Raw genomic sequence first — 21,685 nt, 5'->3', positions numbered from 1 at the left:
GCGGCCCTGTGCCAAGAGGCCCATCCGCGCCCCGTGGGGCGCGAGGCCGGTCACGTTGCACGCATCTCCCCAGCGTGAGCCGTGGGTTCCGGCACCCCTTCACGCAGCAAGCGAATGGCGCCGGGCCAATCTTGCGTCGGGCTTTCATACTGGCGGCATGTCCGCTGCCGTACTCGCGCTGCGCTTCGACCCGGCGGTCGTGGTGCTGTCCTACCTGACCGCTGCCTTCGCCTCCTATGTGGCGCTGGACCTCGCCCAACGCGTGCGCACGCCCGATGCGCTGGTCGCCCGCACCTGGTGGATTGCCGGTTCGCTGTCCATGGGCACGGGCATCTGGGCCATGCATTTCGTCGGCATGCTGGCCCTCAAGCTGCCCTTCCTCGTCGGCTATGACAGCGCCGTCACACTGCTGAGCTGGCTCGCGGCCGTGGGCGTGTCGGCTATCGCGCTGCGCGTTGCGGCCGGAGAGGCGCTGACGCCCACCCGCCTGGCCGTGGGCGCCGTCAGCATGGGCGCTGGCATCTGCGCCATGCACTACACCGGCATGGCCGCCCTGGTGCTGGCGCCCGGCATCCAGTGGCATTGGGGCCTGGTGGCCGCCTCGGCCGCCGTTGCCACCGGCGCCGCCGCCGCGGCCCTCGTCATCTTCTTCGGCCTGCGCCAGCTGCCACGGGCCTGGGCGCGCTGGGGTCAGCTCGTCGCCGCCCTTGTCATGGGCGCGGCCGTGGCCGGCATGCACTACACCGGCATGGCCGCCGCCGGCATTGCCGAAGGCACGGTCTGCCTCAGCGCCGACGCGCTGCGCGGCGACAACCTCGGCAATCTCGTCGCCGGCGCCACCTTCGCGCTGCTGTTGCTGACGCTGATCACCTCGGCCCTGGACGCCCGCGGCCAGCGCCGCACCAACCGGCTGCAGCAGTCCCTGCAGGCCGCCACGACCGAGCTGCAGGAAATCGCGTTGCGGGACCCGCTGACCGGCCTGGCCAACCGCCAGCTGCTGGACGACCGCCTGCAGCATGCCGCCGCGCGCGGCCAGCGCGAGGGCGCTCGTCTGGCCCTGCTGACCGTCAACCTGGACGGCTTCAAGCCCATCAACGACAGCTTCGGCCTGGCCGCCGGCGACCAGGTGTTGCGCGAGACCGCTCTGCGGCTGCAAGGCCTGGCCCGTGGCCACGACACCCTGGCCCGGCTGGCCGCCGATGAATTCGTGCTGGTGCTCGAAGGCGATGTCGGCGAGACGACGCTGGCCCAGATCGCCCAACGCCTGCTGGACGCGCTGGCCGAGCCCATGACCGGCGTGCCTGGCGCCGGCAGCCAGCCGCTGCGGCTGTCGGCCTCGGTCGGCATTGCGCTGTACGACGGCAGCGGGCCCGGCGAGGCGCTGGTGGCCCAGGCGGATTCGGCTGCGCAGGCGGTCAAACGTGCGGGCGGCAACGGTTTTGCGTTCTTCGAGGCGCATATGCAGGCCGGCGTGCGCGAGCAGGTCGAGTTGGCCCGCGACCTGCGCGCCACGCTGGCCGGCGAAACCGGCAGCGGCCGCCTGGCCCTGCATTACCAGCCCAAGATCGCCACTGCCCAGGGCGAAGTCAGGGGCGTCGAGGCGCTGCTGCGCTGGCAGCATCCGCAGCGCGGCGCCATCAGCCCGGTCGTCTTCATTCCCGTGGCCGAGCGCTTCGGCCTGATCGTGCCGCTGGGCGACTGGGTCATCAAGGAGTCCTGCCGCCAGATTGCACTTTGGCGTGAGGCGGGCCTGCAGATGCGCGTGGCCATCAACCTGTCGGTGCAGCAGCTGCGTCAGCCCGACGCCCTGGTGCGCCGCTTCGAGGAGGCGCTGGCCCAGTATGGCGTCGACGCCCGCCAACTGACCTGCGAGATCACCGAGTCCGTCGCGATGGACGACGCCACCGCCACCGAACGCTCACTGCAGCGCCTGGCCGAACTCGGTCTGTGCCTGTCCATTGACGATTTCGGCACCGGCTATTCCAGCCTGGCCTATCTGCGTCGCCTGCCGGTGTCGCAGCTCAAGATCGATCGCAGCTTCATCCAGGACCTGGAGAGCAGCGCCGACGCCCGCGCCATCGTCAGGGCCGTCATCGAACTGGCCCATGCGCTAGGCCTGCAGGTGGTGGCAGAAGGGGTCGAGACCGAAGGCCAGGCCGAGGTGCTGCGCGGCAAACGCTGCGACAAGCTGCAGGGCTTTTTGTTCGCGCGCCCGATGCCGGCCGAGGACCTGACGCGCTGGGCGAAGGACGCGCAGGACGACCGGCCGCGCTTCAGCTCGTCGGTCTACGCAACGCTGGACCCCAGCATTTAGGGCCGAACGGCCCTAAACCGCCATCCGCGCCGGCGCGACGTAAAAACGCCGGAACTCCTCGAAATCCATGGTGTCGGCCGCCTCGATGCGGGCCTGCTCGGCCAGCGACTCGGCCGCCATCTTCTCGAAGCGGCGTTGCAGCTCGTCTGGAAACGGCAGCGCCAGCAGGGCCGCACGCGTGGCATCGCTCTGGCGGCGGGTGAAGCCGACATAGCTGTCGTCGAAGTCCTGGGCCATCACAGTCAGCACGCGCGCCGATGGGCAGAGCTCGGGCTGCTGCAGGCGCTGGCCGACGCGGCGCAGGGCCGCGCGGTAGGCGTCGCCGCCATGGGCCGCGTCAAGGGCCGCGGCGTGCACAGCGCAGGCGGCGAGGATCTCGCCGGCCCAGTCGGCGAGGCTGCGCTCACCCCCGCGCCAATGCTCCAGCATCAGGCCCGGCTCCCGGCCGCGGGCGGCCACGCGGTGCTGGTTGCGGCTGTTGGCGGCGATCTCGTCGGGCGTGTCGTCGGGGCTGTCGCTCTTCAGGCAGTGCAGCAGGAAGGCGTCCAGCACGCGGATGGCGTCGGCACCGATGCCGACCGGCTCGAAGGGGTCGAGGTCCATCAGCCGCACCTCGATGTACTCGACACCGCGCTCGCGCAGCGCATGCAGCGGCCGCTCGCCGGAGCGGATCACCCGCTTGGCGCGAATGGTGCTGTAGAACTCGTTCTCGATCTGCAGCAGGCTGGTGGAGAGCTGGTTGTAGTCGCCGCCTGGCGTCTGCACGCCAATGGCCTCGTAGGCCGGATAAGGCCGGCTCAGCGCCTCCTGCAGCGAGGCCGCATAGCTCTCCAGGCAGTTGTAGGTGACGGCGATGCTGGACTGCGCGTCGCTCTGGTAGCCCAGCCGGCCCATGCGCAGCGAGGTGGCGTGCGGCAGGTAGAGGGTGTGATTGGAGAGGCGCTGCAGGCCATGCTCGCGGTCATGCACGAAGCTGTCGCACAGCGCCGGGCTGGCGCCGAAGAGGTAGAGCAGCAGCCAGCCCTCGCGGCGGAAGTTGCGGATGGCACCGAAATAGCCCTCCGTCGACACGCCCGGCAACGACCAGTTGTAGTGAATGCCCGAGATGGTCTGCATGCGCCGGCCGTAGCGCTGGCCCAGGCCCATGCGGTAGACGCTCTTGGCACGGCCGACATTGCTCGAACCGTAGCGGCCGATCGGGATGGTCTCGTCCGTGGGCAGGCCGCAGGGCATGGAGCCCACCCAGAGCCGCTCGTCGGCAAGGGCCCGGTAGACGGCCTGGTGGACCTCGGTCAGCTCCAGCAGGCAGTCGTCGACACCGGCATGCACGCCGGTGATGAGCTCCAGCTGCGACTCGCTGTAGTCGGTCGTGATGTGCGGATGGGTCAGGGCCGCGCCGAGGGCCACCGGATGCGGTGTCAACGCCAGGCCGCCCCCGGGGAGGGCGCGCAGGCTTTCCTTCTCGATGCCACGGCGGATGCCGAGCAATGTCTCTTTGTCGTTCATGGCGTCCGGGGACCGGGAATTGGGCCAAGACGGTAGCAGATGAAGGCTAAAGCTGCCCAGGCGCGTCCATGTCAGCCAGACTCGGCCTCAGGGCATGTTCGCCGGCCTGGATGCCTTCGTGGTGGCTGAGGTAGAGCGAAACGTCATAGCGCTCCAGCCAACCGACGGCCTTGAGCCTGTCCAGCACCGGGCCCTTGACCTCGGAGAACTCCAGCCTCAGCCCCTCGGCCCGCAGCGCCGCATGCAGCTCCTGCAGGGCGGTCAGGCCCGACACATCGATGTGGTTGACCGGCGCCATCAGCATCAGCACGCGCTGCGGCGCGCCGACCTTCTCGCGGTGCTCGCGCACATGGGCCAGCACGGCGTCGACCAGGCCGCGGGCGTTGGTGAACACCAGGCTCTCGTCGACACGCAGCCCCACGACCTCGGGCCGGCATTCGACCGCGTAGCGCTCGAGATTGCGGTAATGCTGGGTGCCCGGCACGCGGCCGATGCGGGCGACATGGGGCTGGGCCGTGCGCTGGATCAGCAGCGCGACAGAACCCACCACGCCGATGGCCAGCGCGGCCGCGATGCTCCAGCACAGCACGGCCACCGTGACGGCCACCATCAACAACCCTTCGGCGCGCGCATAGCGCCAGGCCTCACGGTAGGGCCGCAGCGTGAAGCCGCCCAGCACCGCCACGACGATGGTCGCGGCAAGCACCGGCTTGGGCAGGTGGGCCAGCGGCTCGGCCAGCAGCAGCATCGCGACGAACATGAAGGCGCAGACGAACACCAGGCTCCAGCGGCTGGCCGAGCCGGCCTCGTGCAGCAGGATGCTGCGCGAGAAGCTGCCCGCGACCGGCATGCCGCCGCTGACCGACGCGACCAGATTGGCCGCTGCCAGGCCGCGCATCTCGGCCGCCGGCAGCAGCTTTTCGCCACGCCGCTGCGCCAGCGATTCCGACACCGCCAGGCTGGAAACGAAACCCATCAGGGCCACCAGGGCTGCGGACGGTAGCAACTGCAGCCACAGCGCAGCCTCCAGCCGCGGCAAGCCGAGCGGCAAGACCAGCGACGGCAGCGCACCGACCTGGGCAACGCCCATGGCGGCGGGCGTGAAGGCCGACAGCGCCATCGCCGCAACCAGCAGCAGCAGCGGCGCCAGCCGCGCCAGCAGGCGTGGGCCGGCCCGGCGCGACAGCAGCAGCAGCGCGATGCCTGCGCCTCCCCAGACCGCGCTGGCGACGCCGAAGCCGCCCTGCGGGGCCGATGCGATCAGGTCGGGCAGCGTGAAGCCCGCCGCCGCACTGCCCAGCAACACCGGCAGCTGGCCGGCCGCGATCATCAGCGTCGCGCCGGTCTCGAAGCCGCGCAGCGCCGGCACCGACAACAGGCTGGACAGCGCATCCAGGCGCAGCAGCGCGGCCACCGCCAGCAGCAGGCCCACCTCGGCTGCGAGCACGAGCGCGCCTTCGGTCGCACTGACGCTGGCCGGCAACGCGCCCAGGGCTTGCGCGATCATCAGCGCCAGCACCGCCACCGGGCCCAGGCCCAGCACCGGGCTTGAGCCCAGGGCCGCATAGGCCAGCAGCGGCAGCAGGCTGGCATACAGCCCCACCTGCGGCGGCAGGCCGGCCAGCATCGCGTAGGCCAGGCTCTGCGGGATCAACAGCACGGCGACGACGGCGCCGGCGATCAGGTCAGCGCGCCAGGTGCGCAAGAGGGACATCAATCGACCTTGGCGCCCGAGACCTTCACGACCTTGGCCCACTTGAGGGTCTCGCTGGCGATGAGCGCCGCGAACTCCGCGGAGGAGCCCCCACCAGCCACTGCGCCCTGGCCTGCCATCCGTTCGCGCAGCGCCGGCGTATTCAGCGCCGCGGCGGCTTCGCGCTGCAGGCGGGCGACCTGGTCGGCCGGCTGGTGGGCAGGCGCCAACAGGCCGAACCAGGAGCTGGCCTCATAGCCCTTCAGGACCGCGCCGCCCGCCTCGGCCATCGTGGGCAGGTCGGGCACGGCCGGGCTGCGCTGAGCGCTGGTGACGGCCAGGGCCAGCAGCTTGCCGGCCTTGATCTGCGGCAGCGCCGAGGGCAGGTTGTCGAACATCAGGTCGGTGTTGCCGGCGATCAGGTCGAGCAGGGCGGGACCCGAGCCGCGGTAGGGGAAGTGCAGCATGAAGCTGCCCGTCATGCTCTTGAACAGCTCGCCGGCCAGGTGGATGGACGTGCCGTTGCCGCTGGAGGCCATGTTGAGCTTGCCAGGATTGGCGCGCGCGACGCGGATCAGGTCAGCCACGCTGTGAATGCCATAACGCGCCGCGTTGGCGGGGTTGAGCACCAGCACATTGGGCACGGCCGCGACCAGCGTGATGGGCGCGAAGTCCTTCGCCGGGTCGTAGGGCAGCTTGGGGTAGAGGGACGCATTGATCGCGTGCGTGCCGACCGTGCCCATCAGCAGCGTGTGGCCGTCCGTGGCCTTGGCGACCTCGGCCGAACCGATATTGCCGCCGGCGCCAGGCTTGTTGTCGACGACGACAGCCTGCCCCAGGCGCTGCTGCAGTTCGGGCGCCATCGCCCGTGCCAGCAGGTCGGTCGTACCACCGGGCGTGAAGGGCACGACGAGACGGATGGGCTTGCTCGGCCACGGCGCTTGGGCGGCGGCAGGCAGCGCGAGGCTGCCGGCCAGGGCCGCAACTTGGCGACGGTTCAGCTTCATGGCGATCTCCATCAGTGATGCGCGTTCGGGCCGAGCGCCGGGCCGCTCCCAAGCCGGCCCGCGCTGGCGATGTGCTTGCGGCTCAATGCCGCAAGCATCGTCGTCCCCACGGGGGACCGACTGGGCTTGCCCGCGTCCAGCAGAGCAAGACCGGGCGAGGGGCTCACTCTATCTGTCTACCTTGACGCCCGAAAGCTGGACGACGCGCGCCCATTTGGCCGTCTCGGCGGCAATCAGCGCAGCGAACTCCGGCCCGCCGCTGCCATGCACGAGCATGCCACGTGCGGTCAGCCGCTCGCGCAGCGCGGGACTGGCGAGTGCGGCAACGCTGTCACGCTGCAGGCGGGCAAGCTGCTCCGCCGGCTGGCCGCTGGGAGAAAACAGGCCGATCCAGGCACTGGCCTCATAGCCCTTGAGCGCCGGCCCGCCGGCTTCTTCGACGGTGGGCAGCTCCGGCAGGCTGGGGCTGCGCCGCGCGCTCGTGACGGCCAAGGCCAGCAGCTTGCCGGCCTTGATCTGCGGCAGGGCCGAGGGCAGGGAGTCGAACATCAGGTCCATGTTGCCGGCGATGACGTCCTGCTGGGCCGAGGCCGCGCTGCGGTAGGGGAAGTGCAGCATGTAGGTCTGGGTCAGTCGCTTGAAGAGCTCGCCGGACAGGTGCGTCGGGTTGCCGTTGCCGCCGGAGGCGATGTGCAGGCGCCCGGGCTGGGTGGTGGCGGCGTGCACCAGGTCGCTCACGCTGCGCACGCCCAAGGCTTGCGCGACACCGGGGTTGATGACGAGCACCAGCGGCACGGTCGCGACCAGGCTGATCGGCGCGAAATCCTTCACCGCGTCATAGGGAAGGCGGCGCCACAGCAGCGGGTTGATGACATGCGTGCCAACGCTGCCCATCAGCAGCGTGTGGCCATCACTGGCGCCGGCGACTTCGGCGGTGCCGATATTGCCGTCGGCGCCGGGCTTGATGTCGATGGTCACCGGCTGGCCCAGGCTCTTCTGCAGCTCGGGCGCGAGCTGACGGGCGGCGACGTCGGCCGCGCCGCCCGCTGCATAGGGCACGACGATGCGCAGCGGCCGCGTCGGCCATGGACCACCGGGCTGACCGTAGGCTGATGGCGCGGATGAGGCGGCCAGCCACAGCAGCAGGTGGCGCCTTTGCATCAGGACGCTCATGGCTGCACCGGTCCGGGCAGCTGCCTGAGCTTGACCTGGCCATTCATGCAGGCGGCGTCGAAGTCCTGCAGCACGGCGGCCAACGCATGGGCGTTGGGGGCCTCGACGGCACTGATGCCGACACCACGGTTGCGACCCTCGGCCTTGGCCTGGTACAGCACCATGTCGGCCCAGTTGACGGCCTGCTCCCAATGCAGGCGCAGGCCCGCGCCGGCCGCGCCGCCGAGGGGGAAGCTCGCGAATCCGATCGACACCGTGATGCGCAGCGGGCCCTCGGCGGTCTCGATCGGCTGGCTGCCGATGCCGCGCAGGACGCGCTCGGCCATCAGCGCGAGGTCGTCGCCGGGCAGCGCGGGCGCGAAGACGAGGAACTCCTCGCCGCCCCAGCGCACCACGAGATCGGTATCGCGCACGGCGGCGCGGATGCGGCGTGCCACCTCGACGATGACGGCATCGCCGGCCGCGTGGCCGTGCCAGTCGTTGACGTTCTTGAAGTGGTCGATGTCGATCATCATCAGCGCGCCGACAAAGCCCTCGCCCTTGGCGTCGCGGGCGCTCTGGTCCATGACGGCCAGGAAGTGGCGCCGGTTGGACAGGTCCGTCAGCGGATCGCGTTCGCTCTGGGCCCGCAACAGGCTCTGGTTGGCCGTGAGGCGCGCCTGGGCGCGGCGCATGCGCACCAGCGTCACGCCGATGAGGGCGACGGACAGCAGCAGCAGCGCGCCGATGGCGAAGCCGACCTGCTGCGCGAGCTGCTGGTTGGAGATCTGCTGGTCCTTGAGCTGGCCGTCGCGGGCCAGCAGGTCGAGGTCGCGCTGCTTGGCGGCGCTGTCGTATTTGCGGCCCAGCTCCTCCAGCGCCGCGGCGCGGTTGCGCTCGTTGGCGCGGGTGTTGAGATCCCGCTCGGCATGCAGGGCCGCCAGCGCCTCCTTGTACTGGCCCGCTTCGCCCCAGGTGTCGCCCAGCTCACGCAGCTCGCGGGCGCGCGGCACCAGGTCGGCCGGGTCGGTGCCGAACTCGCCGACCTTGGCGAGCTCCTGGCGGGCCTGGTCGAACTGGCGCAGCTTGATGTGGGCCACGGCCAGGTTGTGGTGCAGGCTGCGCTCGTAAAAGCGGTCGCCAAAGCGCTGCAGCACCGGCATGGCACGCTGCCCGGCGACCAATGCCTCCTTGGCCATGCCCAGATGCATGTAGGAGTCGACCAGGTTGGAGCGCAGTTGCGCGGCCAGGTGGGGCGCATCGGCCTGCTCGGCCAGCAACAGCGCGGCCTCGACGGCGCTGCGCGAAGCCGCCATGTCGCGGGCGCGGCGCTCGACCGCGGCCTCGTAGTTGCGCACGCGGGCGCCAGCCACGAGGTCGCCCGCGGCCTCGGCCGCGGCGGCACGCAGCTCGGCTCGCGCGGCGTCCATGCGGTCCTGGGCCTGCTGCGCCACCGCCAGCATGCCGTGGCTGAGGGCGGTCAGATGCTTGTCATCGCCGGCACGGGCCAGGGCCAGGGCTCGCCTGATGCTGGCCTCGGCGACGGCGAAGGCGCCCTGGGCGTATTGCTCGCGCTGCAGGATGCGCAGGGCCTCCCAGGCGCTGCGGAAGTCGCAGCCCTGCTCGCGCACGGCACGCACCTCATCGCCGACGGGGCAGCGTTTGTCCAGGCCCGCCAGGGCCCGGGCAGCCAGGGCCGTGGCGGATCTGCCGGTACGTTCCTGAGCCAGGGCACGCAGCACCCAGCTGCGGTCGACGCCGTCCTCGCGGCCCATCAGTTGCACGGCAACGGCATCGGCCGCCCCGGCCTGGCCGGCAGCCAGCAGCACACGGCCCCGTGCCATCAGCCAGGCGGCCTCGCGCGGCTGACCGGGTTCGGCATGGGTGGGCCAGCGCTGCTGCAGCTCGGCCAGCATGGCCTCGGGCGCATCGAAGGCGCGGCGGGTGATGTTGGCCAGCAGGGTGTCCTCGGCCACCGGGTCGGGGGCCGTGACCGGTGCTGCGGTCGCAAAGCCCGAAGCCAGCATCAGCAGCAGCAGCAGCAACGCAATGGTTCTCATGCGTTGGCCGGCCGGCTGGCGGCGTCGGGATGGAAGCCGCTGTCGGCCGTGCGGGCCGGACCGCTGAGGGCCTGCAGGCCCACCAGGCCCTCGGCCCAGGCGGCCTCCAGCCGGGCCGTCAATTGCGCCGCAGCCAGGGCATCCTCGGCATGAATGCGCTCGACGCCATAGGCCTTGTTGCGGCCATGCGCCTTGGCCAGGTACATGACGGTGTCGACGAGGTCGATGGCGCGCTCCCAGGACAGGCGCAGCCCGTGCGGCGCCACCGGCAGGCTGACGAAGCCGATGGAGGCCGTGACGGTCACCTCGCGGCCCTCATACAGAACAGGCTTGCTGCCGACCAGGTCGAGCAGACGCTGGGCCAGCTGGTTCGCCAGCATGCCGTCGTGGCTGCGTGCCACGATAAGGAATTCCTCGCCGCCCCAGCGCACGATGAGGTCGTCGTCGCGCACGGCCTGGCGCAGCCGCTCGGCAATCTCGATGAGGACGGTGTCACCGGCGGCATGGCCGAAGCTGTCGTTGATGCGCTTGAAGTGGTCGATGTCGATGAGGAAGAGACTGGCCGCCAGACCCTCGCCGCTGGCCAGGGTCTTGATCGCGGCCTGGAAGTGGCGGCGGTTGGCCAGCCCGGTCAAGGGGTCGGTCTCGCTCTGGCGCTTCAGCGAGGCATTGCTGTGGGCCAGCGCCTCGTTGGTGCGACGCACGCGGCGGAAGGCCTGCCAGAGCAGGCCCAGCGACACCAGCACGCAGCCGCCCATGGCCGACCACAGCGTCAGCGCCAGGTTGCGCTGGTGGACCTGCTCGGCCTTGAGGGCGTTGTCGCGGTTGAGCAGCTCGATGTCGCGCGCACGCTGTTCGGCGTCCTGGCGCTCCTGGGCCTCCAGCAGCAGCTTGCGGGTCTCGTCGCGCAGCACGCGCTCGTCCATGCGGCGATGCTCGCGGTAGGCGGCGATGGCGCCGGCCAGGTCGCCGGCGCGTTCCAGATAACCCGCGAGCTCCTGCCAGCCGGCGGAGGCGTAGGACATGGCGCCCTGCTGTTCGTCCAGCGTGATGCCGGCGCGCACGTCGTCGCGGCCCTCGGCGATGCGGCCCATGGCGATCTTGGCCAGGCCGATGTTGGAGCGGGCGACGCTTTCGGCGCTGATGTTGCGCGTGGCACGTGCCAGCGGCAGCGCCTGCTCGGCGAGTTCCAGCGCCCGCGCCGGGTGGCCCTGGCGCAGGTGATAGTCGGCGAAGTTGGCCAGGCCCAGGGCGCGCACCGAGTCGGCACCAGCGCGCGTGGCCTGTTCCAGCGCATCCGAATTGGCCTGTAGCGTGATGCTGGAGTCGCTGTCCTCGGCATAGACGATGCCACGCATCGTGTAGACCTGGTTCAGCGTCATCGGGTCCGGGTCCTTCTGGGCCTCGGTGAGCGCCTGGCCGATGAGCTGGCGGGCGCGCGCCGGCGTGTCCGCACGGCTGGACGTGAAGGCCAGGTCCACCAGCGTCAACGCCACGCGCCAGGGCCGGCCGATCTGTTCGGCCAGGCGCTGGGCAGCGTGGCCCTGGTTCAGCGACAGGTCGAGTTCACCCGAATCGCTGGCGATGGCCATGAGCTGGTGGTGGTAGCGCCAGCGGAACACGGGCGCGGCGGCATTGAGCTGGGCGGCGTCCACGGCCAGCAGCGTCTTGCGCGCCTCGCGCAGGTCGCCGTGGGAGCGCAGGTATTCGGCGCTGGTGCTAGCGGCTGCGACGGCGGCCGCGGCGCGCAGTTCACCGGCTGGCCAGTCGCGCAGGCGCTGGGTGATCTGGTCGGTCAGCGCGCGGTCGCGTGCATAGGCGGCGAGCAGGCCACGCAGGGCCAGCACGTCCAGCTCGGCGGCGCTGCCGGCTGGCAGCTTTTCGCCGCGGACCCGCAGCTCCTGCTCCAGCGCCGCGGGCTTGGCGCGGGCAGCGCGCTCGATGCGTTCGAGGTCATGGGCCAGGCCTTCGTCCGGCACGTTCGATGCGGCGGAGGCGGGCGCACCGGGACCCTCGCTGGGCGAGCAGGCGCACAGCAATGCCAATGCGGCCAGCGCCGCGCACAGCGTCGATCGTGAAGCCAGGGATTGATGCATCGAAACGGTTGGCGGCCGGGCTTGCCGGGCCGCGCTGCTGATTTCAGCGCGGTTCGGCCTGGCTGTTGCGGATCCCACGTCAGAGACCGTTGAAATTACACGCAACCGTAAGAATCGCCAGGCTAGGCCGGTCGGGCGCCGGGCCCCTGATATCCGCGCGGCACCGCGCCAAGCAGGCGGCGCGTGTAATCCTCACGCGGGGCCTGGATGATCTCGCGCGTGGGTGCCTGCTCGACAACGTCGCCGTTCTGCATCACCAGCACCTCGTCGGAGATGAACTTGACGACGGCCAGGTCGTGGCTGATGAAGATGTAGCTCAGGCCGAATTCGTCCTGCAGGTCCTTCAGCAGGTTGAGCACCTGGGCCTGCACCGACACGTCCAGCGCCGACACCGCCTCGTCCAGCACCAGCACCTCGGGCTGCAGCGTCAGGCAGCGCGCGATGGCAATGCGCTGGCGTTGGCCGCCCGAGAACTCGTGCGGGTACTTGGCCATTGCGCTCTCGTCCAGGCCCACCTTCTTCAACAGGGCGACGGCACGGGCCTCGCGGTCGGCGGTGCTGGTGCCGATGCCGTGGATCTCCATCGGCTCGCGCAGCGTCTGGCCGATGGTGAAGCGCGGGTTCAGCGAGGCATAGGGGTTCTGGAACACGACCTGGATGCGGCGGCGCATCTGCTGCCAGTCGGCACCGCTCATCTTCAAGAGGTCCTTGCCTTCGAACAGCACCTGGCCGCCGGTGGGCTCATGCAGGCGCAGCAGCGTCAGGCCCATGGTCGTCTTGCCCGAGCCCGACTCGCCGACCACGCCCAGCGTGTGGCCCTTGCGCAGCTTGAAGTTGACGCCCTTGACGGCCTTGAACTCGCGCTTGCCGAACAAGCCGTCCTTGAGCCAGAAGCTTTTCTGCAGGCCGGTCACTTCCATGATGACGGGCGCGCTGTCGTCCTTCACCTTCGCGTCGTTGCCTGCCGCCCGGCCGGCGATGTGGTCGTCGATGACCATCAGCCGCGCCGGGTTCTCCGTCAGCGACGGCCGGCAGGCCAGCAGGGCCTTGGTGTAGGCGTCCTGCGGGTCGTTGAAGATCTGCGCCACCGGTGCGTTCTCGCGCACCTGGCCGTGGCGCATGACGACGACCTGGTCCGAGATCTCACCGACGACGCCGAGGTCGTGGGAGATGAACAGCAGGCTCATCTTGTGCGATTCCTTGAGCCTAGCCATCAGCTCCATCACCTGGCGCTGGATGGTCACGTCCAGCGCCGTCGTCGGCTCGTCGGCGATCAGCAGCTTCGGGCTGCAGGCCAGGGCCACGGCGATCATCACGCGCTGCTGCTGGCCGCCGGACATCTCGTGCGGATAGGCCCTCAGGCGCCGCTTGGGCTCGGGGATGCCGACCTCGTTGAGCAGCTCCTCGGCACGCACCAGCGCTTGGCGGCGGCTCATGCCCATGTGCTTCATCAGCGGCTCGCGGATCTGCGTGGCCACGTCGAAGACCGGGTTCAGCGAGCTCATCGGGTCCTGGAAGACGCAGGCGATGTCGCGGCCGCGGATGGCCTGCAGATCGCGCAGGGAAGCCTGCAGCAGGTCGCGGCCCTGAAACAGGATGGACCCCGAGCGCTCGGCATTGCTCGGCAGCAGGTTGAGCACGGACATGGCCGTGACGCTCTTGCCCGAGCCCGACTCGCCCACCAGGGCCACAGTGCTGTTCTCCGGCACGTCGAAGCTGACGCCTTTGACGGCGAGCGTGCGCTGCATGGCGCCGTTCTGCTTGCCCATGCGAAAGGCGACTTTGAGATCTTGGATGCTTAGCAGCATGGCTGGCCTCCCGCCGGGCCGCCCCAAGGGCAGGCCGCGCCCCCTCGGGGGGCAGCGAACAAAGTGAAGCGTGGGGGCATCTGTTTCATTCCAGGCCTCGCAGCTTCGGGTCCAGCGCATCGCGCAGCGCGTCGGTGAACAGTGCGAACGCGGTGACGAAAACGGCCATGCAGGCCGTCACGGCGGCCAGCTGCCACCAATAGCCGAGGATCATTTCGTTCTGTGCCTCGGCCAGCATGGTGCCCCAGGACACCTGGTCGACGCCGACGCCCAGGCCGAGGTAGCTCAGGATGACCTCGCTCTTGATGAAGCTGACGACGTGCAGCGACAGCTGCACCAGCGCCACGTGCGACACATTGGGCAGGATGTGCTTGAACATGCGCGAGGCCTGCGAGGCGCCGATGGCCTCGGCCGAGCGCACGTACTCGCGCACGCGATGCTTCATGAATTCGGCGCGGATGAGGCGGTAGATGCCCGTCCAGCCCGTCAGCGCCAGGATCGAGACGACCGCGCCGACGCCGCGCGGGAAGATGGCCGCGAAAGCGAAGATCAGCAAGATGCTGGGGATGGCGGTGAAGACGTTGTAGACCCACTCCAGCAGGTCGCCGACCTTGCCGCCGAAGAAGCCCGAGATGGCGCCCAGCACGGTGCCGATCAGCGTCGCGACGAGGGCCGCCGCCAGGCCGACGACGATGGACACCTCGGCCCCCTTGATGACCTTGGCCAGCACGTCGCGGCCCAGGCGGTCGCCGCCCAGCGGCAGGGTCTCGGCCCTGGGCGCCTCCTCGGTCTTGAAGGCCTTGGCGCGCTCCGCCCACTCGGCGTAGCGCGGCGCCAGCGGGTCGATGTCGGACAGGTCGACGTTGGGGCCCTTGGGCGTGGCGATGGTGCCGGTGTCTTCCTGCGGCTGGGGCCCGAGCAGCGTGGGCGGCGCGTTGGGCACGCCGACCTCCTGCTGCCAGCCCGAGGCCAGCAGCTTGGTGGCCGCCAGCAGCACCAGGACGAGGAAGGCACCGACGACCCACATCGACACGACGCCGACGCGGTCGGTCTTGAGGCGCCGCCACGCGGCGGCCCAGACGCCGCCGCTCGAAGATTTTGCGGCCAGGACCGGGCCGGAGGAGTTGGACACGGCGCTCATTTGAGAACGACTCGCGGGTCAACGAGCTTGTAGAGCAGGTCCACCACGAGATTGACCGTCATCGTCAGCGCCGCGAGGTAGATGGCGAAGGCCTGGATGACCGGGTAGTCGCCGCGGTTGACCGCCAGCAGCAGCTCGCGGCCCAGGCCCGGAATGGAGAAGAACACCTCGATGAGGAAGCTGCCCACCAGCACGCCAGGCAGCAGCACGGACACATTGGTCAGGATGGGAATCATCGCGTTGCGCAGCACATGCTTGAGCAGCACCGTGCCCTCGGTCATGCCCTTGGCGCGCGCGGTGCGCACATAGTCGTGGCCAATTTCGTCGAGGAAGAAGCTGCGGTACAGCCGGATCTGCGGCGCCATCGACACGGCCACGGCGACCAGCACCGGCAGCGGCGCGTAGGTGGTCAGGTTGGTCCAGTGGCTGCTCGTCCAGCCCTGCACGGGGAACCAACCCAGGCGGAAGGCGAAAAGGTACTGCGCCAGGATCACGTAGACCAGCAGCGAGATGGACACGGCCACGGTCGTGCAGATCATCACCGTGCGGTCGGTCAGGCTGCCGCGCACGGTCGCCACGGCCAGCGCGAAGGGGATGGCCAGCATCACCTCGAGAATGAGGATGGGCAGCGTCACCGTCAGCGTGGCCGGCAGCCGAGTGGCGAACAGGTTGGCGACCGATTCGTTGGTCGCCCAGCTCTTGCCCCAGTCGAAGCTGACGATCTGCTTGATGAAGATCCACAGCTGCTCCCAGACCGGCTTGTTCAGCCCGAGCTGCTCGCGGATGGACTCGATCTGCTCCGGGCTGGCGTTCAGGCCGCCGAGGATGATGGCCGGGTCGCTGCCGAAGTACTTGAAGAGGAAGAACACCAGCAGCACGACACCGAGCAGGGTCGGGATCATCTGCCACAGGCGTCGGATCAGATAGGCCGCCATTCAGGGCTCCAGAAACCACAAACCCCGCCGTGGGTGCGGGGTTACACGAGAGAACGGGGCGGAGTCTATGCGAGTCACCTTCGGCTTTGCGTTGACGGTTTCACTAGACTCCGCGACTTTCCTGCCACCCCGCGCACGTTGCGATGAAGCTTCCCTCCCTGCTGACCGCCCTGCTGCTGGCCTGCGCTCTCCAAGCTGCCCAGGCCCAGAGTCCGGCACAAGAAAAGGTGCTGCGCTACGCCTTCAAGTCCGCCGAGACCGGGTTTGACCCTGCCCAGATCACCGACACCTACTCCAAGGCGGTCGTGGCGGGCATCCTGGACGCGCCGCTGGAGTACGACTTCGGCGCCCGCCCCTTCAAGCTGCGCCCGGCCACGCTGACGGAGATGCCCGAGATCAGCGCCGACTTCAAGACGCTCACCTTCCGAGTCCAGCCCGGCATCCTCTTCTGCGATGACCCGGCCTTCAAGGGCGCCAAGCGCGAACTGGTCGCCGCCGACTACGTCTACTCGATCAAGCGCCACTACGACCCCAAGCTCAAGAGCGGCAACCTCTACCTGCTGGAGAACGCCAAGATCATGGGCCTGTCGGAGCTGCGCCGCGAGCTCATGAAGGCCAAGAAGCCCTTCGACTACGACCGCGAGGTCGAGGGCCTGAAGGTGCTGGACCGCTACACCTTCCAGGTCAAGCTGGGCGTCGGGGACCCGCGCTTCATCTACCAGTTCAGTGATGCCGGCTTCCTCGGCGCCGTGGCGCGCGAGGTCGTCGAGTTCTACGGCGACAAGATCATGGAGCACCCGGTTGGCACCAATGCCTTCCGGCTGGCCGAATGGCGGCGCAGCTCGCGCATCGTGCTGGAGAAGAACCCGAACTTCCGCGACGTTCGTTACGCCGAGACCACCCCTCCCGAGGCCGACCCGCGCGTGAAAGGCGAGGTGGCGGCGCTGCAGGGCCGCAAGCTGCCGATGGTGGACCGCGTCGAAATCGACATCATCGAGGAGGCGCAACCCCGCTGGCTGGCTTTCCTGCGCGGTGAGTTCGACGTCATCGAGGAGGTGCCGCCCGAGTTCGCCAGCATCGCGATGCCCAACAACCATCTCGCCCCCAATCTCGTCAAGCAGGGCCTGTCCATGACGCGCTACCCGCGCGCCGACGTCGCGGTGTCCTACTTCAACATGGAAGACCCGGTCGTCGGTGGCTATACGCCCGACAAGATCGCGCTGCGCCGCGCCATCAATCTGGCCGTGGACCTGGACAAGGAGATCCGTCTCGTGCGCCGCGGCCAGGCCGTCAAAAGCCAGAACGGCATCCCGGCGGTCGCCTTCGGCCATGACCCGGCAATGAAGACGGAGATGAGCGAGTTCGACCCCGCCAAGGCCAAGGCTCTGCTCGATCTCTACGGCTACACCGACAAGGACGGCGACGGCTGGCGCGACCAGCCCGACGGCAAGCAGCTGTTGCTGGAGTACGCCACTTCGCCCGACAGCACCTTCCGCCAGCTCGCCGAGCAGTGGCAGAAAAACATGGAGGCGCTGGGCGTGCACATGGTCTTCAAGATCGCCAAATGGCCCGAGCAGCTCAAGGCCGCCAACGCCGGCAAGTTGCAGATGTGGGGCGTCGGCTGGGTGGGCACGACGCCCGATGGCGATACCTTCCTGGCGCTGGGTTCCAGCAAGTCCAAAGGCAATGCCAACAAGGCCCGCTTCGATCTGCCTGCCTTCGAAGCCCTCTACGACCGCCAGAAGGCCCTGCCCGACGGCCTCGAGCGCCGGGCTGCCATGCAGGAGGCCCAGCGCCTGATGGTGGCCTACGCACCCTATAAATTCCACGTCCACCGCATCTGGACCGACATGGCCCAGCCCTGGGTGCGCGGCTACAGCCGCAACATCTTCGTGCGCGACTTCTGGAAGTACATCGACGTCGACCGTAGCGCCACGCCCAAGGCCAAGTGATGAAACAACTACTCGCCGCCCTCGCCGCCTGCCTGTCCCTGCTCGTGCCGGCCCAATCGGCACACTCGGCCGAGCCGGTCAAGACGCTGCGCTATGCCTTCAAGATCGCCGAGACCGGCTTCGACCCGCCGCGCCTGGCGGACATCTATTCGCGCAGCATCACCGCCCACATCTTCGAGACGCTGTACGCCTTCGACCCGCTGGCAAGGCCGACGCGGCTGATGCCGCTGATCGCCGTCGGCGAGCCCGAGATCAGCGCCGACTTCCGGACCTTCACGATGAAGGTCAAGCCGGGCATCTACTTCGCCGACGACCCGGCCTTCAAGGGCAAAAAGCGCGAGGTCACGGCCGCGGACTTCGTCTACAGCATCAAGCGCTTTGCCGACCCGGCCACCAACGCCCAGGCCTGGACGAGCTACGAGGACCAGGACATCACCGGCCTGGGCGCGGCGCGCGACAAAGCCCTCAAGACCAAGCAGCCCTTCTCCTACGACACCGAGATCGCTGGCGTGCGCGCGCTGGACCGCTACACGCTGCAGATCAAGACCAATGGCCCGCGTCCGCGTCTGATCGAATCCATCTTTGCCGGCAATGACCTCTACGGCGCGGTGGCCCGCGAGGTGGTCGAGTTCTACGGCGACAAGATCATGGAGCACCCGGTCGGCACCGGCCCCTTCATGCTCAAGGAGTGGCGGCGCAGCTCGCAGATGGTGTTCGAGCGCAACCCCGACTACCGCGAGCGCCACTACGAAGCCCAGCCCGCGCCGGACGACGCCGAAGCCCAGGCGATCTACGCGCGGTTCAAGGGCCGGCGCATCCCGATGATCGACCGCGTCGTCGTCGACGTCATCGTCGAGAACCAGCCGCGCTGGCTGGCCTTCCTGAACAACGAGCACGACTTCATCGAGAAGGTGCCCGAGGAGTTCATCACCCAGGCCGCGCCGGGCGGCAAGCTCGCACCCAACCTGGCCAAGCGCGGCATGCAGGCCGTGTTCACGCTGGCGCCCGACATGACGCTGACCTGCTTCAACCTCGAAGACCCGGTCATCGGCGGCATGACGCCCGACAAAATCGCGCTGCGCCGGGCGATCTCGCTGGCCTTCGATGTGCGCAAGGAAATCAAGAGCGCGCGCCGCGGCCAAGGGACGCCGGCTCAGGCGCCCATCGTGCCCAACACCAGCGGCTACGACCCCGCGTTCAAGAGCGAGATGAGCGACTACGACCCGGCGCGCGCCAAGGCGCTGCTGGACATGTATGGCTACGTCGACAAGGACGGCGATGGCTGGCGGGACCTGCCCGATGGCAGCCCGCTGATCCTCACGCGCAACACCGAGCCCAACTCGCTCAACCGCGCCATCGACGAGCTGTGGGAGAAGGCCCTGCGCGCCGTTGGCATTCGGCTGCAGGTCAAGATCCAGCAGTGGCCCGAGAACATGAAGGCCGCGCAGGCCGGCAAGTACCAGATGTGGCCGGTGGGCTCGACGGCGGCCTCGTCGGACGGCCAGGAGGCCATGCAGCGCCTCTACGGCCCCGCTTCGGGCACGCAGAACCTGCCGCGCTTCAAGAACGCGCGCTTCGACGAGATCTACGACCGCATGCAGGCCATGCCTGACGGCCCCGAGCGCGAGGCCCTGTTCAAGGAGGCCAAGCGCATCGCCGTGACCTACATGCCCTACAAGGTGCATGCCCACCGCATCCTGACCGACATCGAGCAGCCCTGGATGAGCGGTTTCCGCCGCCCGCTGTTCTGGCAGGACTTCTGGCAGTTCGTGGATATCGATCCAGCAAAGCAGCCTGTCCATTGATTTCCGCGGGCGCGTCCCGCAGATTCGACCGACTGTCGCAACACGCTGGCCTGCACGCGCCAGGCCGCTAGGCTTCGTCCCATCAACCCCGAAAGGAGCCCCAAGATGAACGACGCAGAAGAACTCAACAAGCTGGCCGATCTGCATGCACGCGGTGTGCTCAACGACGAGGAGTTCGCCCGCGCCAAGGCCCGCTTGCTCAGCGGCCAGGCCACGGCGAGCCAAGGCAGTGCGGCAGGCCCCAACGTCGGCGCCGTCAACGGCCTGCGCCGCGCCCGCATCGACCGCTGGGTCGGCGGCGTCTGCGGCGGCATCGCCCGCACGACCGGGCTGGATTCCTGGGTCTGGCGCCTGATCTTCACGGTGCTCTTCCTGGCCTTCGGCAGCGGCATACTCCTGTACGTCCTCCTCTGGATCTTCGTGCCGGAGGAATGAAAGAGGCCCTTGGGCCGACGCCTCCAGTGACTGCCACGGAACCGGCTTTGCCGGGCCGTCGGCAGTGCCCCCTTGAGGGGGCGGCCGCAGGCCGTAGGGGGTGGGATAAATACACCAGGAGACAGCCCGATGAAACAGCTCGCCGGCCTCGACGCCAGCTTCCTCTACCTGGAAACGCCGCAGATGCCGATGCATGTCGGCGCCCTGCACCTGCTGGAGCTGCCTGTCGGCTACGACGGTGACTACGTCGAAGACCTGCGCGAGCACATGCGGGCGCGCATGCCGCTGCTGCCGGCCCTGCGCCGCCGCCTGGTTGCGATGCCGCTGGGCCTGTCCAATCCGGGCTGGGTGGATGCCGACCCCGATCTCGAGGAGCACATCGTCGAGATCCCGCTCCCTGAAGGCAGCGGCATGGCTGACCTGGAGGCGCAGGTCGGTGCCCTGCACCCCGTGCTGCTGGACCGCAGCCGGCCGCTGTGGAAGTTCCATGTCTTCACTGGCCTGGAGCCGGGCCCCGACGGCCAGCAGCATGTGGCCCTGTACACCCAGCTCCACCACGCCGCCGTGGACGGCCAGGCCGCCGTCGCGCTGGCTCAGGTCATCCTCGACCTGAGCCCGGAGCCGCGTGCCATCGACGCCATCGCCGCGCGCGGTAAAAAGCGCGGCCAGCTCGGCACCGTCGGCATGCTGCGCGCCGCCGTGTCGCAGCAATGGAAGCAGACCGTCAAGCTGGCCCGCTCCCTGCCCAGCGCCGCCAACATCCTCGGCAACATGGCCATGGGCTACGCGGGCGGCGCCGCGGCCGGCGCCTCCATCGACAAGCTGCGCACGCTGCTGGGCGACGTTGCCGCGCAGACGACGGCGGTCGTGCGCGGCAAGACAGCTGTCTCCAGCCTGGGGCCGGCGCCACGCACGCGCTTCAACGTCAGCCTGTCTGACACCCGCTCTTTCTCGGGCGTGACCCTGCCGCTGGCCGAACTGCACCGCACGCGCAAGCGCCACCACGCCAGCGTCAACGACGCCGTGCTCTTCGTCATCGGCGGCGCGCTGCGGCGCTACTTCGCCAAGCATGGCCCGCTGCCGCGCAAGAGCCTGATCGCCGCCGTGCCCGTGTCCACACGCGCTGCCGGCGACACCACGTCCAACAACCAAGCCACCATGACCTTCATGAGCCTGGGCACGCACCTGAGCGACCCGAGCGAGCGCCTGGCCCATGTGATGGCCTCCAGCAAGGCGATGAAGGCGCAGATGAGCCAGCTCAAGAGCCTGATGCCGACCGACTTCCCCTCCTTGGGCATCCCATGGCTGATGCAGGCCGGCGCCATGCTCTACGGCCGCGCCAAGGTGGCCGAGAAGCTGCCCGTCGTCGCCAATGTCGTCATCTCCAACGTGCCCGGGCCGCAGCTGCCGCTGTACCTGGCCGGCGCCAAGATGCTGACCAACTACCCCACGTCGATTGCCGTGCACGGCCTGGCGCTGAACGTGACGGTGCAGACCTACAACCAGTCGCTGGACATCGGCCTGATGGCCTGCGGCGAGGCCTTGCCGGAGACGGCGGAGCTGTCGGCGTACGTCGAGGCGGCGTTCATGGAGTTCCAGGCGCTGCCGGTGGCGGAGGTTGTCGAGCCTGAGCCGGTGCCGGTGGTGAAGAAGGCGCCGGCCAAGAAAGCCCCGGCTAAGAAGCCGGTGGCGAAGAAGGCGCCAGCCAAGCGGCGTGCGGCCGCGGCGGCCTGATCGTGCACAGGTTCGCTCGACCGATCAACGTCACCTAGGCGACACCC

General features: G+C 69.2%; 14 protein-coding genes. 5 read left to right on the top strand and 9 right to left on the bottom strand.

Annotated elements, in window-relative coordinates; genetic code table 11:
- Positions 1-157 precede the first annotated feature (157 nt).
- Positions 158-2,314 (top strand): bifunctional diguanylate cyclase/phosphodiesterase, encoded by a 2,157-nt coding sequence (locus tag ASC91_RS02220; protein ID WP_056191640.1) that lies wholly within the window; start codon positions 158-160, stop codon positions 2,312-2,314.
- Positions 2,315-2,326: 12 nt separating this feature from the next.
- Here the strand turns inward: ASC91_RS02220 and gshA are convergent, their stop codons facing one another.
- The 9 genes from gshA to ASC91_RS02175 all read right to left on the bottom strand — a co-directional run bounded on the left by gshA (position 2,327) and on the right by ASC91_RS02175 (position 15,712).
- Entirely contained in the window at positions 2,327-3,820 is a 1,494-nt protein-coding gene (gshA, locus tag ASC91_RS02215; protein ID WP_056191639.1) for a glutamate--cysteine ligase, read from the bottom strand.
- A gap of 46 nt (positions 3,821-3,866) precedes the next feature.
- A complete protein-coding gene (locus ASC91_RS02210) occupies positions 3,867-5,534 on the bottom strand; it encodes a SulP family inorganic anion transporter (protein WP_082532350.1) in 1,668 nt (555 codons plus the stop codon).
- The gene (locus tag ASC91_RS02205) at positions 5,534-6,520 is read right to left on the bottom strand and encodes a tripartite tricarboxylate transporter substrate binding protein (protein ID WP_235531782.1); all 987 of its coding nucleotides are present in this window, start codon (positions 6,518-6,520) and stop codon (positions 5,534-5,536) included. Before ASC91_RS02205 ends, ASC91_RS02210 begins: the two co-directional genes overlap by 1 nt.
- A gap of 168 nt (positions 6,521-6,688) precedes the next feature.
- Positions 6,689-7,693: a tripartite tricarboxylate transporter substrate binding protein gene (locus ASC91_RS02200; protein WP_056191634.1), complete on the bottom strand. Its 1,005-nt coding sequence runs from the start codon at positions 7,691-7,693 to the stop codon at positions 6,689-6,691.
- Entirely contained in the window at positions 7,690-9,732 is a 2,043-nt protein-coding gene (locus tag ASC91_RS02195) for a diguanylate cyclase (RefSeq protein WP_056191632.1), read from the bottom strand. Before ASC91_RS02195 ends, ASC91_RS02200 begins: the two co-directional genes overlap by 4 nt.
- Positions 9,729-11,828 (bottom strand): GGDEF domain-containing protein, encoded by a 2,100-nt coding sequence (locus tag ASC91_RS02190; RefSeq protein WP_157281031.1) that lies wholly within the window; start codon positions 11,826-11,828, stop codon positions 9,729-9,731. The genes ASC91_RS02195 and ASC91_RS02190 overlap by 4 nt, the downstream gene beginning before the upstream one ends.
- Positions 11,829-11,950: 122 nt before the next feature.
- Positions 11,951-13,636 carry an ABC transporter ATP-binding protein gene (locus ASC91_RS02185; protein WP_056191628.1) on the bottom strand — a complete coding sequence of 562 codons (1,686 nt, stop codon included), beginning with the start codon at positions 13,634-13,636 and terminating at the stop codon, positions 11,951-11,953.
- A gap of 85 nt (positions 13,637-13,721) precedes the next feature.
- On the bottom strand, positions 13,722-14,777 hold the full coding sequence (locus ASC91_RS02180; RefSeq protein WP_056191626.1) for an ABC transporter permease: 1,056 nt from the start codon (positions 14,775-14,777) through the stop codon (positions 13,722-13,724).
- On the bottom strand, positions 14,774-15,712 hold the full coding sequence (locus ASC91_RS02175) for an ABC transporter permease (RefSeq protein ID WP_056191624.1): 939 nt from the start codon (positions 15,710-15,712) through the stop codon (positions 14,774-14,776). The genes ASC91_RS02180 and ASC91_RS02175 overlap by 4 nt, the downstream gene beginning before the upstream one ends.
- A gap of 143 nt (positions 15,713-15,855) precedes the next feature.
- On the opposite strand from ASC91_RS02175, the gene ASC91_RS02170 reads away from it, so the two are divergent.
- The 4 genes from ASC91_RS02170 (at position 15,856) to ASC91_RS02155 (ending at position 21,638) form a co-directional block, all read left to right on the top strand.
- Complete coding sequence (locus ASC91_RS02170; RefSeq protein ID WP_056191622.1) at positions 15,856-17,664, top strand: ABC transporter substrate-binding protein; 1,809 nt, start codon at positions 15,856-15,858, stop codon at positions 17,662-17,664.
- A complete protein-coding gene (locus ASC91_RS02165) occupies positions 17,664-19,469 on the top strand; it encodes an ABC transporter substrate-binding protein (RefSeq protein ID WP_056191620.1) in 1,806 nt (601 codons plus the stop codon). Before ASC91_RS02170 ends, ASC91_RS02165 begins: the two co-directional genes overlap by 1 nt.
- A gap of 105 nt (positions 19,470-19,574) precedes the next feature.
- Positions 19,575-19,904, top strand: coding sequence for a PspC domain-containing protein (locus ASC91_RS02160; RefSeq protein ID WP_056191618.1), 330 nt, complete (start codon positions 19,575-19,577; stop codon positions 19,902-19,904).
- 129 nt (positions 19,905-20,033) lie between these two features.
- Positions 20,034-21,638 carry a wax ester/triacylglycerol synthase family O-acyltransferase gene (locus ASC91_RS02155; RefSeq protein ID WP_056191616.1) on the top strand — a complete coding sequence of 535 codons (1,605 nt, stop codon included), beginning with the start codon at positions 20,034-20,036 and terminating at the stop codon, positions 21,636-21,638.
- Positions 21,639-21,685 lie beyond the last annotated feature (47 nt).

Source organism: Pelomonas sp. Root1237, assembly GCF_001425055.1.
In the GTDB taxonomy this organism is placed as follows: domain Bacteria; phylum Pseudomonadota; class Gammaproteobacteria; order Burkholderiales; family Burkholderiaceae_C; genus Pelomonas.
This window is presented reverse-complemented; position numbering and strand designations above follow the sequence as displayed.